Annotated in this window: 19 protein-coding genes and 2 pseudogenes; 16 read left to right on the forward strand and 5 right to left on the reverse strand. The window is 68.5% G+C overall.

What is annotated here, in order from left to right:
• Window positions 1-76 precede the first annotated feature (76 nt).
• Window positions 77-796 (reverse strand): Crp/Fnr family transcriptional regulator, encoded by a 720-nt coding sequence (locus tag ABKA17_RS00265; RefSeq protein ID WP_353689745.1) that lies wholly within the window; start codon window positions 794-796, stop codon window positions 77-79.
• A 383-nt stretch (window positions 797-1179) separates the two neighbouring features.
• On the opposite strand from ABKA17_RS00265, the gene rpsL reads away from it, so the two are divergent.
• The 4 genes from rpsL (at window position 1180) to tuf (ending at window position 5528) form a co-directional block, all read left to right on the forward strand.
• Complete coding sequence (gene rpsL / locus ABKA17_RS00270) at window positions 1180-1551, forward strand: 30S ribosomal protein S12 (protein ID WP_003948652.1); 372 nt, start codon at window positions 1180-1182, stop codon at window positions 1549-1551.
• Window positions 1552-1553: 2 nt separating this feature from the next.
• On the forward strand, window positions 1554-2024 hold the full coding sequence (rpsG, locus tag ABKA17_RS00275) for a 30S ribosomal protein S7 (RefSeq protein ID WP_003974303.1): 471 nt from the start codon (window positions 1554-1556) through the stop codon (window positions 2022-2024).
• 39 nt (window positions 2025-2063) lie between these two features.
• A complete protein-coding gene (gene fusA, locus ABKA17_RS00280; protein ID WP_353689746.1) occupies window positions 2064-4190 on the forward strand; it encodes an elongation factor G in 2127 nt (708 codons plus the stop codon).
• Between the two features lie 144 nt (window positions 4191-4334).
• Complete coding sequence (gene tuf / locus ABKA17_RS00285) at window positions 4335-5528, forward strand: elongation factor Tu (RefSeq protein ID WP_353689747.1); 1194 nt, start codon at window positions 4335-4337, stop codon at window positions 5526-5528.
• A gap of 86 nt (window positions 5529-5614) precedes the next feature.
• Here tuf and ABKA17_RS00290 read toward each other — a convergent pair whose 3' ends face one another.
• Window positions 5615-5995, reverse strand: coding sequence for a phage holin family protein (locus tag ABKA17_RS00290; RefSeq protein ID WP_353689748.1), 381 nt, complete (start codon window positions 5993-5995; stop codon window positions 5615-5617).
• A gap of 125 nt (window positions 5996-6120) precedes the next feature.
• On the opposite strand from ABKA17_RS00290, the gene ABKA17_RS00295 reads away from it, so the two are divergent.
• Entirely contained in the window at window positions 6121-6336 is a 216-nt protein-coding gene (locus ABKA17_RS00295) for a hypothetical protein (protein ID WP_502994090.1), read from the forward strand.
• 35 nt (window positions 6337-6371) lie between these two features.
• Here ABKA17_RS00295 and ABKA17_RS00300 read toward each other — a convergent pair whose 3' ends face one another.
• Entirely contained in the window at window positions 6372-7337 is a 966-nt protein-coding gene (locus ABKA17_RS00300; protein ID WP_353689749.1) for a hypothetical protein, read from the reverse strand.
• A gap of 219 nt (window positions 7338-7556) precedes the next feature.
• On the opposite strand from ABKA17_RS00300, the gene ABKA17_RS00305 reads away from it, so the two are divergent.
• Window positions 7557-7907, forward strand: coding sequence for a hypothetical protein (locus tag ABKA17_RS00305; RefSeq protein WP_353689750.1), 351 nt, complete (start codon window positions 7557-7559; stop codon window positions 7905-7907).
• A gap of 56 nt (window positions 7908-7963) precedes the next feature.
• Window positions 7964-8626 (forward strand): hypothetical protein, encoded by a 663-nt coding sequence (locus ABKA17_RS00310; RefSeq protein WP_353690783.1) that lies wholly within the window; start codon window positions 7964-7966, stop codon window positions 8624-8626.
• A gap of 17 nt (window positions 8627-8643) precedes the next feature.
• Here the strand turns inward: ABKA17_RS00310 and ABKA17_RS47900 are convergent.
• Window positions 8644-8859 (reverse strand): annotated as a pseudogene (locus ABKA17_RS47900) (helix-turn-helix domain-containing protein); the annotation flags it as partial.
• 154 nt (window positions 8860-9013) lie between these two features.
• A pseudogene (locus ABKA17_RS47905) lies at window positions 9014-9241 on the reverse strand (hypothetical protein); the annotation flags it as partial.
• Window positions 9242-9253: 12 nt separating this feature from the next.
• Between ABKA17_RS47905 and ABKA17_RS00320 the strand changes: the two are divergent.
• From ABKA17_RS00320 to rpsS, 9 genes are all read left to right on the forward strand, one after another.
• Window positions 9254-9430: a DUF397 domain-containing protein gene (locus tag ABKA17_RS00320; RefSeq protein WP_353689752.1), complete on the forward strand. Its 177-nt coding sequence runs from the start codon at window positions 9254-9256 to the stop codon at window positions 9428-9430.
• Window positions 9431-9575: 145 nt separating this feature from the next.
• A complete protein-coding gene (locus tag ABKA17_RS00325) occupies window positions 9576-14123 on the forward strand; it encodes a DUF6531 domain-containing protein (RefSeq protein WP_353689753.1) in 4548 nt (1515 codons plus the stop codon).
• Between the two features lie 42 nt (window positions 14124-14165).
• Entirely contained in the window at window positions 14166-14762 is a 597-nt protein-coding gene (locus tag ABKA17_RS00330) for a hypothetical protein (protein WP_353689754.1), read from the forward strand.
• 440 nt (window positions 14763-15202) lie between these two features.
• Window positions 15203-15511 (forward strand): 30S ribosomal protein S10, encoded by a 309-nt coding sequence (gene rpsJ, locus ABKA17_RS00335; RefSeq protein WP_003948644.1) that lies wholly within the window; start codon window positions 15203-15205, stop codon window positions 15509-15511.
• 17 nt (window positions 15512-15528) lie between these two features.
• Complete coding sequence (rplC, locus tag ABKA17_RS00340) at window positions 15529-16173, forward strand: 50S ribosomal protein L3 (protein WP_020135811.1); 645 nt, start codon at window positions 15529-15531, stop codon at window positions 16171-16173.
• Between the two features lie 7 nt (window positions 16174-16180).
• On the forward strand, window positions 16181-16837 hold the full coding sequence (gene rplD / locus ABKA17_RS00345; protein ID WP_353689755.1) for a 50S ribosomal protein L4: 657 nt from the start codon (window positions 16181-16183) through the stop codon (window positions 16835-16837).
• Window positions 16837-17256, forward strand: a complete 420-nt coding sequence (gene rplW / locus ABKA17_RS00350; protein WP_353689756.1) for a 50S ribosomal protein L23 — start codon at window positions 16837-16839, stop codon at window positions 17254-17256. Before rplD ends, rplW begins: the two co-directional genes overlap by 1 nt.
• Before the next feature lie 38 nt (window positions 17257-17294).
• Entirely contained in the window at window positions 17295-18131 is an 837-nt protein-coding gene (gene rplB / locus ABKA17_RS00355) for a 50S ribosomal protein L2 (RefSeq protein ID WP_007494772.1), read from the forward strand.
• Between the two features lie 12 nt (window positions 18132-18143).
• Window positions 18144-18425: a 30S ribosomal protein S19 gene (gene rpsS / locus ABKA17_RS00360; protein WP_003992359.1), complete on the forward strand. Its 282-nt coding sequence runs from the start codon at window positions 18144-18146 to the stop codon at window positions 18423-18425.
• Window positions 18426-18434: the final 9 nt, after the last annotated feature.

Consider the following 18434-nt stretch of genomic DNA (forward strand, 5'->3'; position numbering starts at 1 on the left):
GGTCGCGCCCACGCGGCGGTAGCCGCACATGGACACAGCCCCGCGCCCCTGAAGAGGCGGCTGCGCCGCCAAACCGTCAGTCCGCTGACGCCGCTATCCGGCGCAACACGTCCGGGCGCATGATCAGCATCGCTCGTCTTCCCGTCGCCACCGCGCCCTTGTCCCGTAGCTCCTTCAGGAGGCGCTGCACCATCTCCCGGGAGGCTCCTACCGAGCCCGCCAGTTCCTGTTTGCTCAGGGGGACGGCCAGTTCGATGCCCTCCGGGGTGCGGCGGCCGTGGGTGCGGGCCAGGTCGAGGAGGAGGACGGCGAAGCGTTCCCGCACGCTCATGGACGCGAACTCCAGCCGGCGCCGGTCCGCCGCGCGAGTGCGGTCCACGGTGAGGCCGAGGAGGGCGAAGGAGGCGGTGGGGGAGCGGTGCAGGAAGCCCCGGAAGCGCTCGCGGTCGACGGCCACCGCCCGGACCGGCTCCAGCGCGGTCACCGTGGCTCCGCGCGGGCGGCCCGTCAGCGCCGCCGACTCGCCGACCACGTCACCGGGGCCGCGCAGGGCGAGCAGCGCCTCGTAGCCGCTGGCGGCGGACGCGGTGACCTTGGTCCAGCCGTGGACGAGGAACAGGACGTGCGCGGACGGCTCCTCCTGGCGCAGCAGGACCGTGCGCGGCGGGAAGTCCAGGGTGCGGCCGAGTGCCAGCAGGTCCGAGCGGTCCTCGCTCTCCAGCCGCGCCAGGAACGGCACCCGGTCGTCCAGGCCACCGTCGTCCGGCGAGTACGCCGGTGTCCACGTCGTCGTCATGCCTCATCCCCCGAATCCCCTGCGGGCCCCTCGTGAAGACGGGTCAACGTACTGAACGCCCAAGATCGAAGGGGACGGAAGAGCGCGAATCGGCCAGTGGCGCGGTAGCGGTCCTCTTGACATCCGAAAGTCCGGCGTGTCGGGGCCCGCTCCATTTGTTTTGACCGAAGTCCGTGAGGTAGGTACGCTCAGACCTTGTGCCTGGGGTGTGCCCTGGCTCTCGTGCGTGCCATCACCCGCATGGCGAGCCTCCATCGGCCACCGTGAATCCGCGCCCTTCTTGCCTTCGGGTGGAAGTCTGCGGGATCCGACACACCCGACCGCGTGGGTCGGCGATGTTCCAGGTTAGCTTCACCATTCGGCACACAGAAACCGGAGAAGTAGTGCCTACGATCCAGCAGCTGGTCCGTAAGGGCCGGCAGGACAAGGTCGAGAAGAACAAGACGCCCGCACTCGAGGGTTCGCCCCAGCGTCGCGGCGTCTGCACGCGTGTGTTCACGACCACCCCGAAGAAGCCGAACTCGGCCCTGCGTAAGGTCGCGCGTGTGCGTCTGACCAGCGGGATCGAGGTCACCGCTTACATTCCGGGTGAGGGACACAACCTGCAGGAGCACTCCATCGTGCTCGTGCGTGGTGGCCGTGTGAAGGACCTGCCGGGTGTTCGCTACAAGATCATCCGCGGTTCCCTCGACACCCAGGGTGTCAAGAACCGCAAGCAGGCCCGCAGCCGCTACGGCGCCAAGAAGGAGAAGTAAGAATGCCTCGTAAGGGCCCCGCCCCGAAGCGCCCGGTCATCATCGACCCGGTCTACGGTTCTCCTCTTGTCACGTCGCTCATCAACAAGGTGCTGCTGAACGGCAAGCGCTCCACCGCCGAGCGCATCGTCTACGGCGCCATGGAGGGCCTGCGCGAGAAGACCGGCAACGACCCGGTCATCACGCTGAAGCGCGCTCTGGAGAACATCAAGCCGACCCTCGAGGTCAAGTCCCGCCGTGTCGGTGGTGCGACGTACCAGGTTCCGATCGAGGTCAAGCCCGGTCGTGCCAACACGCTCGCGCTGCGCTGGCTGGTCGGTTACTCCCGCGCCCGTCGCGAGAAGACCATGACCGAGCGTCTGCTCAACGAGCTTCTCGACGCCTCCAACGGCCTCGGTGCCGCTGTGAAGAAGCGCGAGGACACCCACAAGATGGCCGAGTCCAACAAGGCCTTCGCGCACTACCGCTGGTAGTCGCTACCCCCATCGAGACCGAGAGAAGACCGAAGCCTTATGGCTACCACTTCACTTGACCTGGCCAGGGTCCGCAACATCGGGATCATGGCCCACATCGACGCGGGCAAGACGACCACCACCGAGCGGATCCTCTTCTACACCGGCGTCAGCTACAAGATCGGTGAGGTCCACGACGGCGCTGCCACCATGGACTGGATGGAGCAGGAGCAGGAGCGTGGCATCACGATCACCTCTGCTGCCACCACCTGTCACTGGCCGCTCGAGGACAACGACTACACCATCAACATCATCGACACCCCCGGGCACGTCGACTTCACGGTCGAGGTGGAGCGTTCGCTCCGCGTCCTCGACGGTGCCGTCACGGTGTTCGACGGTGTCGCGGGCGTTGAGCCGCAGTCCGAGACGGTGTGGCGTCAGGCCGACCGTTACGGCGTGCCGCGCATCTGCTTCGTGAACAAGCTGGACCGTACCGGCGCCGAGTTCCACCGCTGCGTGGACATGATCTCGGACCGTCTGGGCGCCGTCCCGCTCGTCATGCAGCTGCCGATCGGCGCCGAGATGGACTTCAAGGGCGTTGTGGACCTGGTCCGCATGAAGGCGCTCGTGTGGTCCGCCGAGGCGGCCAAGGGCGAGATGTACGACGTCGTCGACATCCCCGACACGCACGTCGAGGCCGCTGAAGAGTGGCGCGGCAAGCTGGTCGAGGCCGTCGCCGAGAACGACGACGAGATCATGGAGCTGTTCCTGGAGGGCCAGGAGCCCACCGAGGAGCAGCTGTACGCCGCCGTCCGCCGTATCACCATCGCGTCGGGCAAGTCCGACGGCGTGACGGTCACCCCGGTGTTCTGCGGTACCGCGTTCAAGAACAAGGGCGTCCAGCCCCTGCTCGACGCCGTCGTGCGCTACCTGCCGACCCCGCTCGACGTCGAGGCCATCGAGGGCCACGACGTCAAGGACCCCGAGGTCGTCGTCAAGCGCAAGCCGTCCGACGAGGAGCCGCTGTCGGCGCTGGCGTTCAAGATCATGAGCGACCCGCACCTCGGCAAGCTCACCTTCGTCCGGATCTACTCCGGTCGCCTGGAGTCCGGCACCGCCGTGCTGAACTCCGTCAAGGGCAAGAAGGAGCGCATCGGCAAGATCTACCGCATGCACGCGAACAAGCGTGAGGAGATCGAGTCGGTGGGCGCCGGCGACATCGTCGCCGTCATGGGCCTGAAGCAGACCACCACCGGTGAGACGCTGTCCGACGACAAGCAGCCGGTGATCCTGGAGTCCATGGACTTCCCGGCGCCGGTCATCCAGGTCGCCATCGAGCCCAAGTCCAAGGGTGACCAGGAGAAGCTGGGTGTCGCCATCCAGCGTCTCGCGGAGGAGGACCCCTCCTTCCAGGTCCACTCGGACGAGGAGACCGGCCAGACCATCATCGGTGGTATGGGCGAGCTGCACCTCGAGGTGCTGGTCGACCGTATGCGCCGTGAGTTCCGGGTCGAGGCCAACGTCGGCAAGCCGCAGGTCGCGTACCGCGAGACGATCCGCAAGGCCGTCGAGCGCGTGGACTACACCCACAAGAAGCAGACCGGTGGTACCGGTCAGTTCGCCAAGGTGCAGATCGCGATCGAGCCCATCGAGGGCGGCGACACGTCGTACGAGTTCGTGAACAAGGTCACCGGTGGCCGTATCCCGAAGGAGTACATCCCTTCGGTCGACGCCGGTGCGCAGGAGGCCATGCAGTTCGGCATCCTGGCCGGGTACGAGATGACGGGCGTCCGCGTCATTCTTCTCGACGGTGCCTACCACGAGGTCGACTCCTCCGAGCTGGCGTTCAAGATCGCCGGTTCGCAGGCGTTCAAGGAGGCTGCCCGCAAGGCCAGCCCCGTGCTCCTCGAGCCGATGATGTCGGTCGAGGTGACCACGCCCGAGGACTACATGGGCGATGTCATCGGCGACATCAACTCCCGCCGTGGCCAGATCCAGGCCATGGAGGAGCGGGCCGGTGCCCGCGTCGTGAAGGGCCTCGTGCCCCTCTCGGAGATGTTCGGCTACGTCGGAGACCTCCGCAGCAAGACGTCGGGTCGCGCGAGCTACTCGATGCAGTTCGACTCCTACGCCGAGGTTCCGCGGAACGTCGCCGAGGAGATCATCGCGAAGGCCAAGGGCGAGTAACACACACCGTTTACACGCTTTAGGCTTGACACCGACCGCCGGGGCTCACCCGGCAAGGGGAAACCCCGGCGGGCGGCATCCCAGCAAAGATCACCCTGGCGCCGATGAGTAAGGCGTACCAGAACCACTCCACAGGAGGACCCAGTGGCGAAGGCGAAGTTCGAGCGGACTAAGCCCCACGTCAACATCGGCACCATCGGTCACATCGACCACGGTAAGACGACCCTCACGGCCGCCATTACCAAGGTGCTGCACGACGCGTACCCGGACCTGAACGAGGCCTCGGCCTTCGACCAGATCGACAAGGCTCCCGAGGAGCGCCAGCGCGGTATCACGATCTCGATCGCGCACGTCGAGTACCAGACCGAGACGCGTCACTACGCCCACGTCGACTGCCCCGGTCACGCGGACTACATCAAGAACATGATCACGGGTGCGGCGCAGATGGACGGCGCCATCCTCGTTGTCGCCGCCACCGACGGCCCGATGCCGCAGACCAAGGAGCACGTGCTCCTGGCCCGCCAGGTCGGCGTTCCGTACATCGTCGTCGCCCTGAACAAGGCCGACATGGTGGACGACGAGGAGATTCTGGAGCTCGTCGAGCTCGAGGTCCGTGAGCTCCTCTCCGAGTACGAGTTCCCGGGCGACGACCTGCCGGTCGTCAAGGTCTCGGCGCTCAAGGCGCTCGAGGGCGACAAGGAGTGGGGCCAGACGGTCCTCGACCTGATGTCCGCCGTCGACGAGTCCATCCCGACCCCCGAGCGTGACGTCGACAAGCCGTTCCTCATGCCCGTCGAGGACGTCTTCACGATCACCGGTCGCGGTACGGTCGTCACCGGCCGTATCGAGCGTGGTGTCCTGAAGGTCAACGAGACCGTTGACATCATCGGCATCAAGCAGGAGAAGACCACCACCACGGTCACCGGCATCGAGATGTTCCGCAAGCTGCTCGACGAGGGCCAGGCCGGTGAGAACGTCGGTCTGCTCCTCCGTGGCATCAAGCGCGAGGACGTCGAGCGCGGCCAGGTCATCATCAAGCCCGGTTCGGTCACGCCGCACACCGAGTTCGAGGCCCAGGCCTACATCCTGTCCAAGGACGAGGGTGGCCGCCACACGCCGTTCTTCAACAACTACCGTCCGCAGTTCTACTTCCGTACGACGGACGTGACCGGCGTTGTGACCCTCCCCGAGGGCACCGAGATGGTCATGCCGGGTGACAACACCGAGATGAAGGTGGAGCTCATCCAGCCCGTCGCCATGGAAGAGGGCCTGAAGTTCGCCATCCGTGAGGGTGGCCGGACCGTGGGCGCCGGCCAGGTCACCAAGATCAACAAGTAATTCTTGTTGGCTTGACAGCCTGGTAGCTCGCAGAGCACCTGAAGGGGCCCGTACGACTTCGGTCGTGCGGGCCCTTTCGCATGTCCTCAGGCCGGTTCGGGAGTCTGCTGCGGCCCTACGGCCATCACCGCGAGGGTGGTCCCGCGCACGATCACCCCGCCCAGCAGGGCGGCCAGGATCCCGTCGACGTGAAGGCCGTGGGTGGCCTGGGCGGAGAGCCAGGAGACCAGCAGCCAGATGAGGGTGTCCTGGACGACACCGATCCCGGCGAGGATCAGCAGCATCAACGGGGGAGCGGAACGGATCGCGCCGGGATAGACGTGGATCAGCTGGTTGATCAGCATGAAGGCGCAGCCGGCCAGGATCCCGGACCAGGGCGGATCGTCGACCACCTGGGAGATGCCGGGGAGCAGGACGGCGGCGAGGGCCACGCCGAGCCAGGTGCCGAGCACGCGTCGCTTGTACATGGCCGCGATCATGGAGGCGGGACGGGTCCCTGACAAGGGGCGGATCGAGTCCGGCCCTAGGCGGGCTGCGTAGCGTTCATGGCGCTCATGGCTGGGACGCGCTCGCGTACGGGAGGACTCGCCTGATGATGCTGACGATCGATGTGGCGGTGCTGCTGGCCGTCGTCCTCGTCCTGCGGCTGCGCCGTCGCGTGCACGCGCGCAGCAGGGCGGACCAGAGCACAACGGTGGCTCTCGCGTTGGTGTTCGGTCTGCTGATCGCCCCGACGTCTCTCGGCCGGGGGATCCTGGATGTCGTCGGGCAGGTCGCGGAGGGCGTCTCGGAGACGGGCAGCCCTTGAGCCGTGCCCCGGCGCGGCCTGTCACCGCGCTCGGGTCACTGGATGTTCCGCAGATGCGGATGGTCGTACGACGTCGTACAGACGTAGAGCTGGAGGGCGTGGTCCCGGCCGATGTTGAGGTGGGTGGGGGTGGCCGGGCCGGTGTCCCCGTGCGGCCGCCAGCTCCGGGTGCCGCCGTCGTACTCGTAGCCGTCGATGGTGAGCAGCGGGCGTACCGCCGCGCCGCACTCGGAGCAGGCCATCGGGAAGGGGTCGGTGTAGCTCCACGGGGCGTGGCCGCCGACCTTGCAGCCGGGGGCGACGGCGAGGTCGTACTGGTAGTCCGCGCCCTGGCCCTCCGCCCAGTCCTCGACCCGGTCGGCCAGCTCCTCGGGCAGCTCGTGCGGGGCGGGGTACTCGGTGACGGGCTCCGGGTGCAGGAGGCAGGGTTCGGGGAGGAAGGGGGCCTTGCCGATGACCGACGGCTGAGGGGCGGTCACGAGCGGGTCGGTGACCTCGGCGGCGGTTCGCCAGCGCAACTCGGTACGGGGCACGTGGCCCTCGTGGTCGAAGGGGCACCAGAGGAGCTGTAGGAGGTCGGTGCCGGGCGGCCGGGGGAGCGTGGGGATGTCACGGGCGTGCAGCTGGGCGACGGGGATCATGGGGACGGGGCCCTCCTGGGGGATCAGCCGCTCCTCCGAGGCACTGTCGTAGCGGGCCCGCTCCTGCGGGGTCAGGAAGTCGGCGCCCTCGGCACGGGGGCGGCTCCAGGCCTCGGCGAGGATGCGCCGGCGCAGCCGGATGTCGTCGGGGGTGTGGCCGAGGTACGCCGGGCCGTCGTGCTCGGGGCAGGTGGGCCACGGGGCGTGGGCCGGCCAGAGGAGGGGACCGCCGATGGAGCTGTCCCTCGCGGTGGGGAAGCCGGGGCGGGGGTGCAGCCGTACAGCCGTGCGGGCCAGGGGCGCCAGCTCGGGGAAGTGTGCGGCGACGTCGAGGGGGCGGGGTGGGGTGCTGCGAGGCATGGGGGTGAGCGTACGGCCGAACGGCCCCTGGGCATGGGCGAGTTGTCATCGATGGGTTGACCCTGGGCGGGTGCGGCGCGGGAAACTTCGCGGAAGTCCGGAAGGTTGTTCGACAGTGGCTCGGCATCGGTGATCCGCCGGCGGGCTCCGTACGGAGAGCAGGCGTTCTGAGTACGAACGCCCATGCCGTCGAGCCCGCCCGGGCGATGGGATGGACCCATGTCGGACCACACACTTGTCGCACGGGCGCCCGGGGCATGGATCGCGCCCCTGATCTCGACCCTGGTCACGCTCCCCGCGTGCTTCGTCGCCTATCTCGTCGGCGGGCTGTCCCCGATGGCGTGCGATTCCTGCGGCGACGCGCAGGCCGACGCGTTCGATTCGAGCTACGGCATCGCGTTCCCGGTGTTGCTGGTCGGACTGTGCCTCGCTCTCGTCCTGCTGTTCGTGAGCTGGGCACTGCCGTGGGAGCACCGGTACATGGCCCGCCGTGCGGCCTTCGCCCTCGCGGCTCCGCTGATGGTGCCGTTCGCCTACGTCGCCTTCGCGGCGCTTGTCGACTGGCCCTAGGACGCCGGGAGACTGACCGTGGCGGAGCCGTGAACCGGCCCGCCTAGGGTGGCCGCATGGAACGCGCGCGATGGATCTTCGGACCGCTCGGCGGAGTCGTGCTGGCCGGGGCCGTGAACGCCACCGGTACGGGGTTGCTCGCCGAGGTCTCGATGGGAGAGTTCCTGGCGCGGCGGCGCGACGACGTCGAGCGGCTCATGGACGGGATCCGGTCGGTCTGCCGGTTCGACGACGAGGCCATGGCCATCGCCGACGAACTGGGCTGGTTCCGGGACTACGAGGTGACCGCGCCGTACCCGGCGCTGTACTCCGGGAACCTTGCCGCCGACCCGGAGTTCCTGCGACGGCTCGACGAGCCGTCCGTCGTCCGGCGGATGTGCCGGATGGCGGCGGACCTCCAGCTGACGGAGTTCCTGGGGGCCCTGATCGGCGTCGTCGTCCGGGTGGAGACGGAGGCGGAGACGGACACCGGGCAGGGCGCGGCACGGATCGTCGACGTACTCGCGCTCGCCTGCGACCTCGCGGACACGTCGGGCGGCACCACCCCGGCGCAGGTCTTCCGGATGTGGCGGGTCGCGCAGCTGCCGGGGATCCTCGACCGGCGGTCACCCACGCCGGCGTATCTGAAGGCCGGGTTCCGGGCGTACGACGAGGTGCTGGACGCGTTGCTCGTCGGGGACGCGTGGCGCGAGACCGCGCGGCCGGCCGCCGGGGCCTGAACCGGGTCCGCCTCCCACGGCAGGGACTGGATGTGGACGCCCAGTCCGATGGCCAGGCCGGAGAGCTCCCGGTGCTGGGCGAGGTGGTTGCCGATCACCGTGAAGCGGGTGGTGTGGCGGGCGTTGTCGTGGGCGAGGCCCGCGTGAGGGTGGTTCTTGCAGTCCCGGCGGGGGCCGTTGTCTTTGTGGGGTTGTGCTGCTGCTAGGCGTTGCGCTGAGCGTAGAGCAAGCAACCGGTCCGAAATCCAGCCGAGTTGGTGATGTTCACCCGGGCGGGTGAGCTGCGCGGACGGGCGGGAGGAGGGGTGGGGCTTGGCACGGGTCCTTTCTCTCCAGTGGTCCTTGGGGAAGATCGCCCGTGGCACCGGAGTACGGGTTCCCGGAGGACGGTGGCAGGGTCACTTCGGCCCATACGGTCTTGCGCGGGGCCGGGCCCTCGGAGACTCCCCAGCGGGACGACAGGGCATCGACGAGGACCAGCGCGGCATCGAACGGCAGCTCCCAGGACCGGAGTTGCTCGGTGGCGAGCAGTCGGGCGAGGCGGGCGCCGCGGGGCGTGGCGGACAACTGGACGCTGAAGTTGCGGATCACGTCACTCAGCGTGGCCGTCCACACTTGCCGTGAACAGTGCCGAAGCTGTTCAAGAGCAGCTACAGCAGCGGCAGCGAGGGTGACTCCTGCGTCGAGATCGCGGTAGCCCCCCCCCGCACCATCCACGTCCGCGACTCCAAGCACACCGACGGTCCCCGGCTCGCGCTGGTGCCGGCAGCGTGGGCGGAGTTCGTGTCGTACGCGTGCCGCTGAGGCGCATGAAGGGGCAGTGGGCGTCGGCATGGGGCCTACGTCGTGTTCGCGCCGACTCTTTTGTTCTTCCCGTCGAACGCCCGTACCGGGTAAGTTCGCGTGTGCATACGGTTGTTGACGATGCGCGTGTGACGGGGGTTGCGGTATGGCTGGGCATCGGCCTGCGGACTGGCATGTCCTGGATCTGGACAAGGATCCGACGCCGGGTGATCCGGACCGGGTCCGGAAGCTGGCCAAGACGCTGCACGACTTCGCCGACGACGTCTCGGACGCGCTGCGTCTGGTCAACGGCATGGCCGGCGAGGAGACCCTCCTGGAGTGGGCGGGTAAGTCGGCGGCGGTGTTCAAGGAGGAGTTCGGCGGGGTTCCGAAGAACCTGAAGAAGCTGGAGAAGTCCTACGCGCTGTGCGGGGACGCCCTGGCTGACTTCTGGCCGAAGCTGGAGCGGGCGCAGGCCCTCGCCGACCGGGCACTGGCCAAGGCCCGCGAGGCCCAGGCGGACCTCACCTCCGCCAACTCCCGTCTCACGTCCGCCGATTCGTGGGTCACCCGGGCGAACAAAGAAGCCGACAAGTACAAGGACGATCCCACTGGCAGCAAGTCGGGTGGTGACAAGCCGGACGAGTCCAAGGTGCGGGCCGCCACTCGGGATGCCCAGCACGCGCAGTCGGCGCAGACCAAGGCGCAGTCGGACGTCGACAGCGCGCAGGACGCTCTGGACGCGGCGAAGAAGATGGCCGCCGATGCGCGCAAGATGCGGGACGAGGCGGCCCGGGACGCGAAGTCGAAGATCGACGAGGCCTCCGACGCCGGTATTCAGAACCGGTCGTGGTGGGAGGAGGTCGGGGACTGGTTCAGCGACAACTGGGACAACATCGTCACGGCCTGCAAGATCGTGGTGGCGGTGCTGGGTGTCGTCGCGATGATCATCGGTGGGCCGATCCTGGGCGTGATCGTCCTGATCGCGGCCCTCGTCGTGCTCGCCGACACGCTCTACAAGTATTCGAAAGGCCAAGCCTCCCTGTGGGACGTCGGCTTGGCCGCACTCGACTGCATCCCCGGCATGAAGGGCCTGACCACGCTCGGCGGCCTCGCCAAGGGCATGAAGGCCTTCGGCAAGGTCGGCCTCAAGGGCATGGCCATGGGCGTCAAGGGCCTCGGCAAGGGCGCCCGTGGCCTGGCACGGCAGATGAAGACGCTGATCACCCGCGGTGATCCCATCGACCTGGCGACCGGCGAGATGGTCATGTCCGCCACGGACGTGACGCTGGACGGGATGCTTCCGCTCGTCCTGGAACGCCACTACCGCACCCGAGTCCGCAGCGGCCGCCTCCTGGGCCCGAGCTGGACCTGCACCCTCGACCAACGCCTCCTGCTGGACGCGGACGGTGTGCGGCTGGCCGTCGAGGACGGAATGGTGCTGCACTACCCGGTCCCCGACCCGGACGCCCCCGTCCTGCCGGTGGAGGGCCCGGCCTGGCCGCTGAGCTGGGACGGCAGCGCTCAGGGCGAACTCGTCGTGCACCGGCCCGAGACGGGTCACACCCTGCGTTTCCGGCCCCTGCCCGATCGGTCTCCCGCCGAACTCCCGCTGGCGCAGATCCGCGACCGCAACGGCAACACGATCGGAGTGTCCTACCGGGCGGACGGCACCCCCGCGGAGGTCGTCCATCACGGCGGCTACCGCATCGGCGTCGGCTGCGAGAACGGCAGGATCACGGAGCTGACCCTGCGCAGCCACCCCGACCGGCCGACCCTGGTCCGCTACGGCTACGACGACCGCGGCAACCTCAGCGAGATCCGCAACTCCTCCGGCCTGCCCCTGTGCCTCACCTACGACGACCGGCGTCGCATCACGGGCTGGGAGGACCGTAACGGAGTCCGGTACGGCTTCGAGTACGACGACGCCGGCCGTTGCGTGGCCGGCCACGGCGTGGACGGCTTCCTCTCCTACACCTTCGAGTACGACGACGAGAACCACCGCACCATCGCCTTCGACTCACTGGGACAGGCCACCCACTACCGGTTCAACGACGCCTACCAGCTGATCTCGGAGACCGACGCGCTCGGCCACACGGTCACCCAGGAGTGGGACCACCGGGACCGGCTGCTCAGCCGCACCGACCAGCTGGGGCGAGAGCTCCGCGTCGAATGGGGCGACACGGGCCGCCCGATCGCCGTCCGGCTCCCCGACGGCTCCGTCTCGACGACCCGCTACAACGACCTCGGGCTGCCGGTGGAGATCACCGAGTACGACGGCGGCGTCCTGCGCCAGGAGTGGGACGAACGCGGTAACTGCACCTCCGTGACCACCGCCGACGGCACCACGACCGTCTTCACCCGCGATACGACGGGGGCGCTGACCTCGCTCACGGACGCGGCCGGCGCGGTCCACCGCTTCACCAACAACGCCGCAGGACAGCCGACTTCGGGCGTGGACCCGCTCGGTGCGGTCTCCACGTACACCTACGACCCCTTCGGCCGGTGCGTCACCGTCGTCGACCCGCTCGACGGGCGGACCCGGCGGACCTGGACCGTGGAAGGCCGGCTCACCTCGCGCACCGACGCCGACGGCAGCGTGCAGCGGTGGACGTACGACGGCGAGGGGAACCAGCTCACCCACACCGACGCACTCGGCCGGACCGCCACGTTCACCTACGGCCCCTTCGACGTGCTCACCTCGCGCACCACACCGGACGGCGTCCGCCACACCTTCACGCACGACACGGAGCTGCGGCTCCTGAGGGTGGCCGACCCGCGCGGACTGACCTGGGACTACCGCTACGACCCGGTCGGCAACCTGCTGTCGGAGACCGACTTCGACGACCGCACCCTCGACTACGCCTACGACCCCGCACGCCGGCTGCTGGCCCGCACCAACGCCGTCGGACAGACGGTCGAGTTCTCCTACGACGAGGTCGGCAACCAGATCGGCGCCACGCTGGACGGCAGGACGACGGCCTACACCCACGATCGGGCCGGCCGGCTCGTCAGCGCGGTGGGTCCGGACGCCACACTCTCGTACGAGTACGACCGCGGGGGCCGCGTCACCGTCGAGGCCGTCGACGGACGGGCCCTCACCACGGCGTACGACGTCCTGGGCCGCCCTACCCGCCGTACGACCCCGAGCCGTGCCGTCACCACGTACGGATACGACCGGGCCGGACACCGTACCGGGCTCGCCGCCGGCGGCCGCACGCTCGCCTTCGCCCATGACGTCCTGGGCCGTGAGACGACCAGGCGCTTCGACTCCGACCTCACCCTCACCCTCACCTGGGACGCCGTCGACCGGCTCACCACACAGCAGCTGGCCACCGCACAGGGCACCCGGACACTCGCGCACCGCAGCTACAGCTACCGCCCCGACGGCCACGTCACCGCGCTCGACGACCGCGCGACCGGACGCCGTGGCTTCACCCTCGACCCCGCGGGACGCGTCCTCGGCGTACGAGCGGAGGAGTGGACCGAGTCCTACGCCTACGACGAGCAGGGCAACCAGACACGCGCCTCCTGGCCCGACCGCTTCCCGGCCCAGGAGAGCCGCGGCGAGCGCCTCCACCAGGGCAACCGCGTACTGCGCGCGGGCGACGTCCACTACGAGTACGACGCCGCGGGGCGGGTCGTCCTGCGCCGCAGGACCCGGCTGTCGCGCAAGCCCGACATCTGGCGCTACAGCTGGGACGCGGAAGACCGTCTCACCTCGGCTGTCACCCCCGACGGCACGGTCTGGCGCTACCTGTACGACCCCCTCGGGCGCCGGATCGCCAAGCGGCGACTGACCGCGGACGGGCAGGGCATCGCCGAGGAGACCCGGTTCACCTGGGACGGCGCGCACCTCGTGGAGCAGACGACGACGCGGGCCGGCTCTCCCGAGGTCTCCACCCTGACCTGGGAACGGGACGGCGCCCGGCCACTGACCCAGACGGAGCGCACCACCCTCGCCGACGCACCGCAGGAGGTCGTCGACGAGCGGTTCTTCGCCATCGTCACCGACCTGGTCGGCACCCCGACGGAACTCGTCTCCGACAGCGGCGACATCGCCTGGCGCTCCGACGCCACACTCTGGGGACTCACGGCGCTCGACGGGGCGTACGACACCACCACCCCCTTGCGATTCCCCGGACAGTACTGCGACCCCGAGACGCAGCTGCACTACAACTTCTTCCGCTACTACGACCCGGTCACCGCGGCCTACCTCAGCGCGGACCCGCTCGGCCTCGACGCCGGCCCGAACCCGCGTGCCTACGTACCGAACCCCCTCTCCTGGCTCGACTACCTCGGACTGCTCACCTGCGCCGAGAACGCCGACCTGCTGGCGAAGAACCTGGCCCGCGAAGGGCGGGGCAAGGTCGCGGGCGAGGCCGCGGCCCACATCGTGCCGTCAGGCATGAAGCGCAACGGCGCGAAAGAGGCCCGTGAGCTGCTGGAGAAGTACGGGGTCGACATCAACGACGCGGCGAACGGGGTCCCGCTGGGCCACCCGAGGCCGCACAACTTCACCCACCGAAAGCCGTTCCTGCAGCGCCTCAACACCCACTTGCAGGACGTGGCGGAGAGGATGACGGCCGACGGCTACGGAGCGCGCGCCATCCGAGGTGCCCTGCGCAACGAGCTCCGTGGCATCGGACAGCAGATCGAGCGCGAACTGGCGACCGGACAGCCGGGGCCCGGCGCGGTGTGGACGGCACCGTGAGGGAACATGGCCGACGCGACGACGAACACGGATGGTGACGCCATGGCGGATGAACCGGGGAAGAGCCTGTCGGTGTACCGGCTCCTGCCGAGCCTGAGCGAATACCAGGGGCTGCATCTCGACAGTTCCGACATGATCCGGCTGATGCGCTGGCAGCGCTCCGGCGCGGAGGGGGACCGGCTCACGCGCCTGCGTGCCAAGTGGCTGGGGGAGCGGCGCTGGTCCAGGAGCGAGTTCCCCTCCGGCCGCCCGGGCGCTCCCGTGCTCAGCCGACGCCTCGCCGAGGGCCTCCGAGAGGCGCTGGAGGAGGCCGGGAGCCTGGTGCCGGTCGACATCGAGGGCGCGAAGGGCGACGAGTACGTCCTCTACCTGGTGGAACAGGTGGTCGACTGTCTGGACCCGCGCCGGTCGTCCAAGCCCAGGAAGTCGGACGGCGAGGTCAAGAAGGCGGTGTTCCGTCCCGAGGCGCTGCCCGCACACCTGCCGGCCTTCCGGCTGCCGGAGTTCCCCCGTGCGATCCAGTGGAACGGCTGGGCGGCCGACCGTCTCCGCGAACTCACCGGGGACCAGATCGAGGCACGCCTCCTGTGGTCCGAGGACCCGGCGGCCAAGCCGCACCCCGACCCGTGGGGAATCTGACGGGGCCCCGCGGACGGAGTGGCCTGTGTTTGACCTGCGTCACGTCCGGGGTATTCTCTCCGGCTCGATTGGCGGACCCCCTGCCCCATATGGCAGACTGTCCGAGTTGCTCGGTCGAGTGTTGATGCTGCGCGCCTCCCGCCGGGAGGACTGAAAGCGAGTCCCACAGTACTCGTCGCCCTAACTGCCACACGGCAGCGCTGGGGCGGACGTACGGGAATCTTTCGGGAAGCAAGGTACGGCACAGACCAGGCACCCGGTGGGCCTTCCGCCCCCGGCCTGCGGTTCCGGAAGGGCCGCGCTCCCAGACAAGGGATGCTCGAACAAGGGGCATCTGTGTCAGTAAGAGCGCGACACACCCGACCGCGTGGGTCGGAGAGCGGATGACAGGAACACCGGGTTCCAGAGCGTTAAACGAGACAAAGGACTACTGAGTAGCCATGGCGGGACAGAAGATCCGCATCCGGCTCAAGGCCTACGACCACGAGGTCATCGACTCCTCGGCGAAGAAGATCGTCGAGACGGTGACTCGCACTGGTGCGTCGGTCGCGGGCCCGGTGCCGCTGCCCACTGAGAAGAACGTGTACTGCGTCATCAAGTCGCCGCACAAGTACAAGGACTCGCGCGAGCACTTCGAGATGCGCACGCACAAGCGCCTGATCGACATCCTCGACCCGACGCCCAAGACCGTTGACTCTCTGATGCGACTCGACCTTCCGGCCGGTGTCGACATCGAGATCAAGCTCTAGGGATCGGTGATCTGAGAATGGCTAAGCAGATCAAGGGCATCCTGGGCGAGAAGCTCGGCATGACGCAGGTGTGGGACGAGAACAACCGCGTTGTTCCGGTCACCGTCGTCAAGGCCGGCCCCAACGTCGTCACCCAGGTCCGCACGAACGACGTCGACGGCTACGAGTCCGTCCAGATCGCGTTCGGCGAGATCGACCCGCGCAAGGTGAACAAGCCCCTCAAGGGCCACTTCGCCAAGGCCGACGTCACTCCCCGCCGCCACCTCGTCGAGATCCGTACCGCTGACGCCAGCGAGTACACCCTCGGCCAGGAGATCACCGCTGAGGTGTTCGAGGCCGGCATCAAGGTCGACGTGACCGGCAAGAGCAAGGGCAAGGGCTTCGCCGGTGTCATGAAGCGTCACAACTTCAAGGGCCTCGGCGCCGGACACGGCACCCAGCGCAAGCACCGCTCTCCCGGTTCCATCGGTGGCTGCGCCACCCCGGGCCGCGTGTTCAAGGGCCTCCGCATGGCGGGTCGTATGGGCAACGAGCGGGTCACCACCCAGAACCTGACCGTCCACGCCGTTGACGCGGAGAAGGGTCTGCTGCTCATCAAGGGCGCTGTCCCCGGTCCGAACGGCGGCCTCGTCCTGGTCCGCACCGCGGCCAAGGGGGCCTGAGGTACCGATGAGCACTGTTGACATCCTTTCGCCTGCCGGCGAGAAGACCGGAAGCGTCGAACTCCCCGCGGAGATCTTCGGCGTGGAGAAGGTCAGCATCCCGCTGATCCACCAGGTCGTCGTTGCGCAGAACGCGGCTGCCCGTCAGGGCACGCACAAGACCAAGACCCGTGGCGAAGTCCGTGGTGGTGGCAAGAAGCCTTACCGCCAGAAGGGCACCGGCCGCGCCCGTCAGGGCTCGACCCGCGCGCCGCAGTTCGCCGGTGGTGGCGTCGTGCACGGTCCCGTGCCGCGTGACTACTCGCAGCGGACCCCGAAGAAGATGAAGGCCGCGGCCCTGCGCCACGCCCTCACCGACCGGGCCCGCAACAACCGCATCCACGTCGTCACCGGCGTGATCGAGGGCGAGACCCCCTCCACGAAGGCCGCGAAGAGCCTGTTCGGCAAGATCTCGGAGCGCAAGAACCTGCTCCTGGTCGTCGACCGCGCCGACGAGGCCGCGTGGCTGTCCGCCCGCAACCTGCCCCAGGTCCACATCCTGGAGCCGGGCCAGCTGAACACGTACGACGTGATCGTCTCGGACGACGTGGTCTTCACCCAGGCCGCTCTCGAGTCCTTCGTCGCCGGCCCGAAGGCCAACGACACCGAAGGGACTGAGGTCTGATGGCCATCCGTCACCCCTCCATCGCCTCCAAGGCGGCGAAGGCCGCCAAGGCCGCGCGCGTCGCCAAGGCGCGTCGTCACGCCGCCGAGGGCAAGAACACCGTCGAGACGCCGCTCAGCAAGTCGTACACGGACCCCCGTGACGTCCTGCTGAAGCCGGTCGTGTCGGAGAAGAGCTACGCGCTCCTCGACGAGAACAAGTACACGTTCATCGTCGACCCCAACGCCAACAAGACCCAGATCAAGCAGGCCGTCCAGGCGGTCTTCTCGGTCAAGGTCACCGGGGTCAACACGATCAACCGCATCGGCAAGCGCAAGCGCACCAAGACCGGCTTCGGTCAGCGTGCCGGCACGAAGCGCGCGATCGTGACCCTTGCCGAGGGCGACCGTATCGACATCTTCGGCGGTCCGACCGCGTAAGCGGGTCGGATCGTCCGATATCGGACGAGGACTGAAAAATGGGAATCCGCAAGTACAAGCCGACTACGCCGGGCCGTCGTGGCTCCAGCGTCGCCGACTTCGTCGAGGTCACGCGGTCCACGCCGGAGAAGTCGCTGGTCCGCCCGCTGCACAGCAAGGGCGGCCGTAACAACGCCGGTCGTGTGACCGTTCGCCACCAGGGTGGCGGACACAAGCGCGCCTACCGAGTGATCGACTTCCGTCGTCACGACAAGGACGGCGTGCCGGCGAAGGTCGCGCACATCGAGTACGACCCCAACCGCACCGCGCGCATCGCGCTGCTGCACTACGCGGACGGCGAGAAGCGCTACATCCTCGCCCCCCGCAACCTGCAGCAGGGTGACCGCGTCGAGAACGGTCCCGGGGCCGACATCAAGCCGGGCAACAACCTGGCGCTCCGCAACATCCCGGTCGGTACCACGATCCACGCGATCGAGCTCCGTCCCGGTGGCGGCGCCAAGTTCGCCCGCTCCGCCGGTGCCTCCGTGCAGCTGCTCGCGAAGGAGGGCTCGATGGCCCACCTCCGCATGCCTTCCGGTGAGATCCGCCTGGTCGACCAGCGCTGCCGCGCCACGGTCGGCGAGGTCGGCAACGCCGAGCAGAGCAACATCAACTGGGGCAAGGCCGGCCGTAAGCGCTGGCTGGGCGTTCGTCCGACCGTTCGCGGTGTGGCGATGAACCCGGTCGACCACCCGCACGGTGGTGGTGAGGGCAAGACCTCCGGTGGTCGCCACCCGGTCTCCCCGTGGGGTCAGAAGGAGGGTCGTACTCGTTCGCCGAAGAAGGCTTCGAACAAGTACATCGTCCGCCGCCGCAAGACGAACAAGAAGCGCTAGGAGCGGGTTTAGATGCCGCGCAGTCTCAAGAAGGGGCCCTTCGTCGACGACCACCTGATCAAGAAGGTGGACGCCCAGAACGAAGCAGGCACCAAGAACGTCATCAAGACCTGGTCCCGTCGCTCCATGATCGTGCCGGCCATGCTCGGCCACACGCTCGCGGTGCACAACGGCAAGACCCACATCCCGGTGTTCGTCACCGAGTCGATGGTCGGCCACAAGCTCGGCGAGTTCTCGCCGACGCGCACCTTCCGGGGTCACGTCAAGGACGACCGGAAGTCGAAGCGCCGCTAGTAGCGGATC

The organism is Streptomyces sp. RG80, assembly GCF_040446465.1.
Classification (GTDB): domain Bacteria; phylum Actinomycetota; class Actinomycetes; order Streptomycetales; family Streptomycetaceae; genus Streptomyces.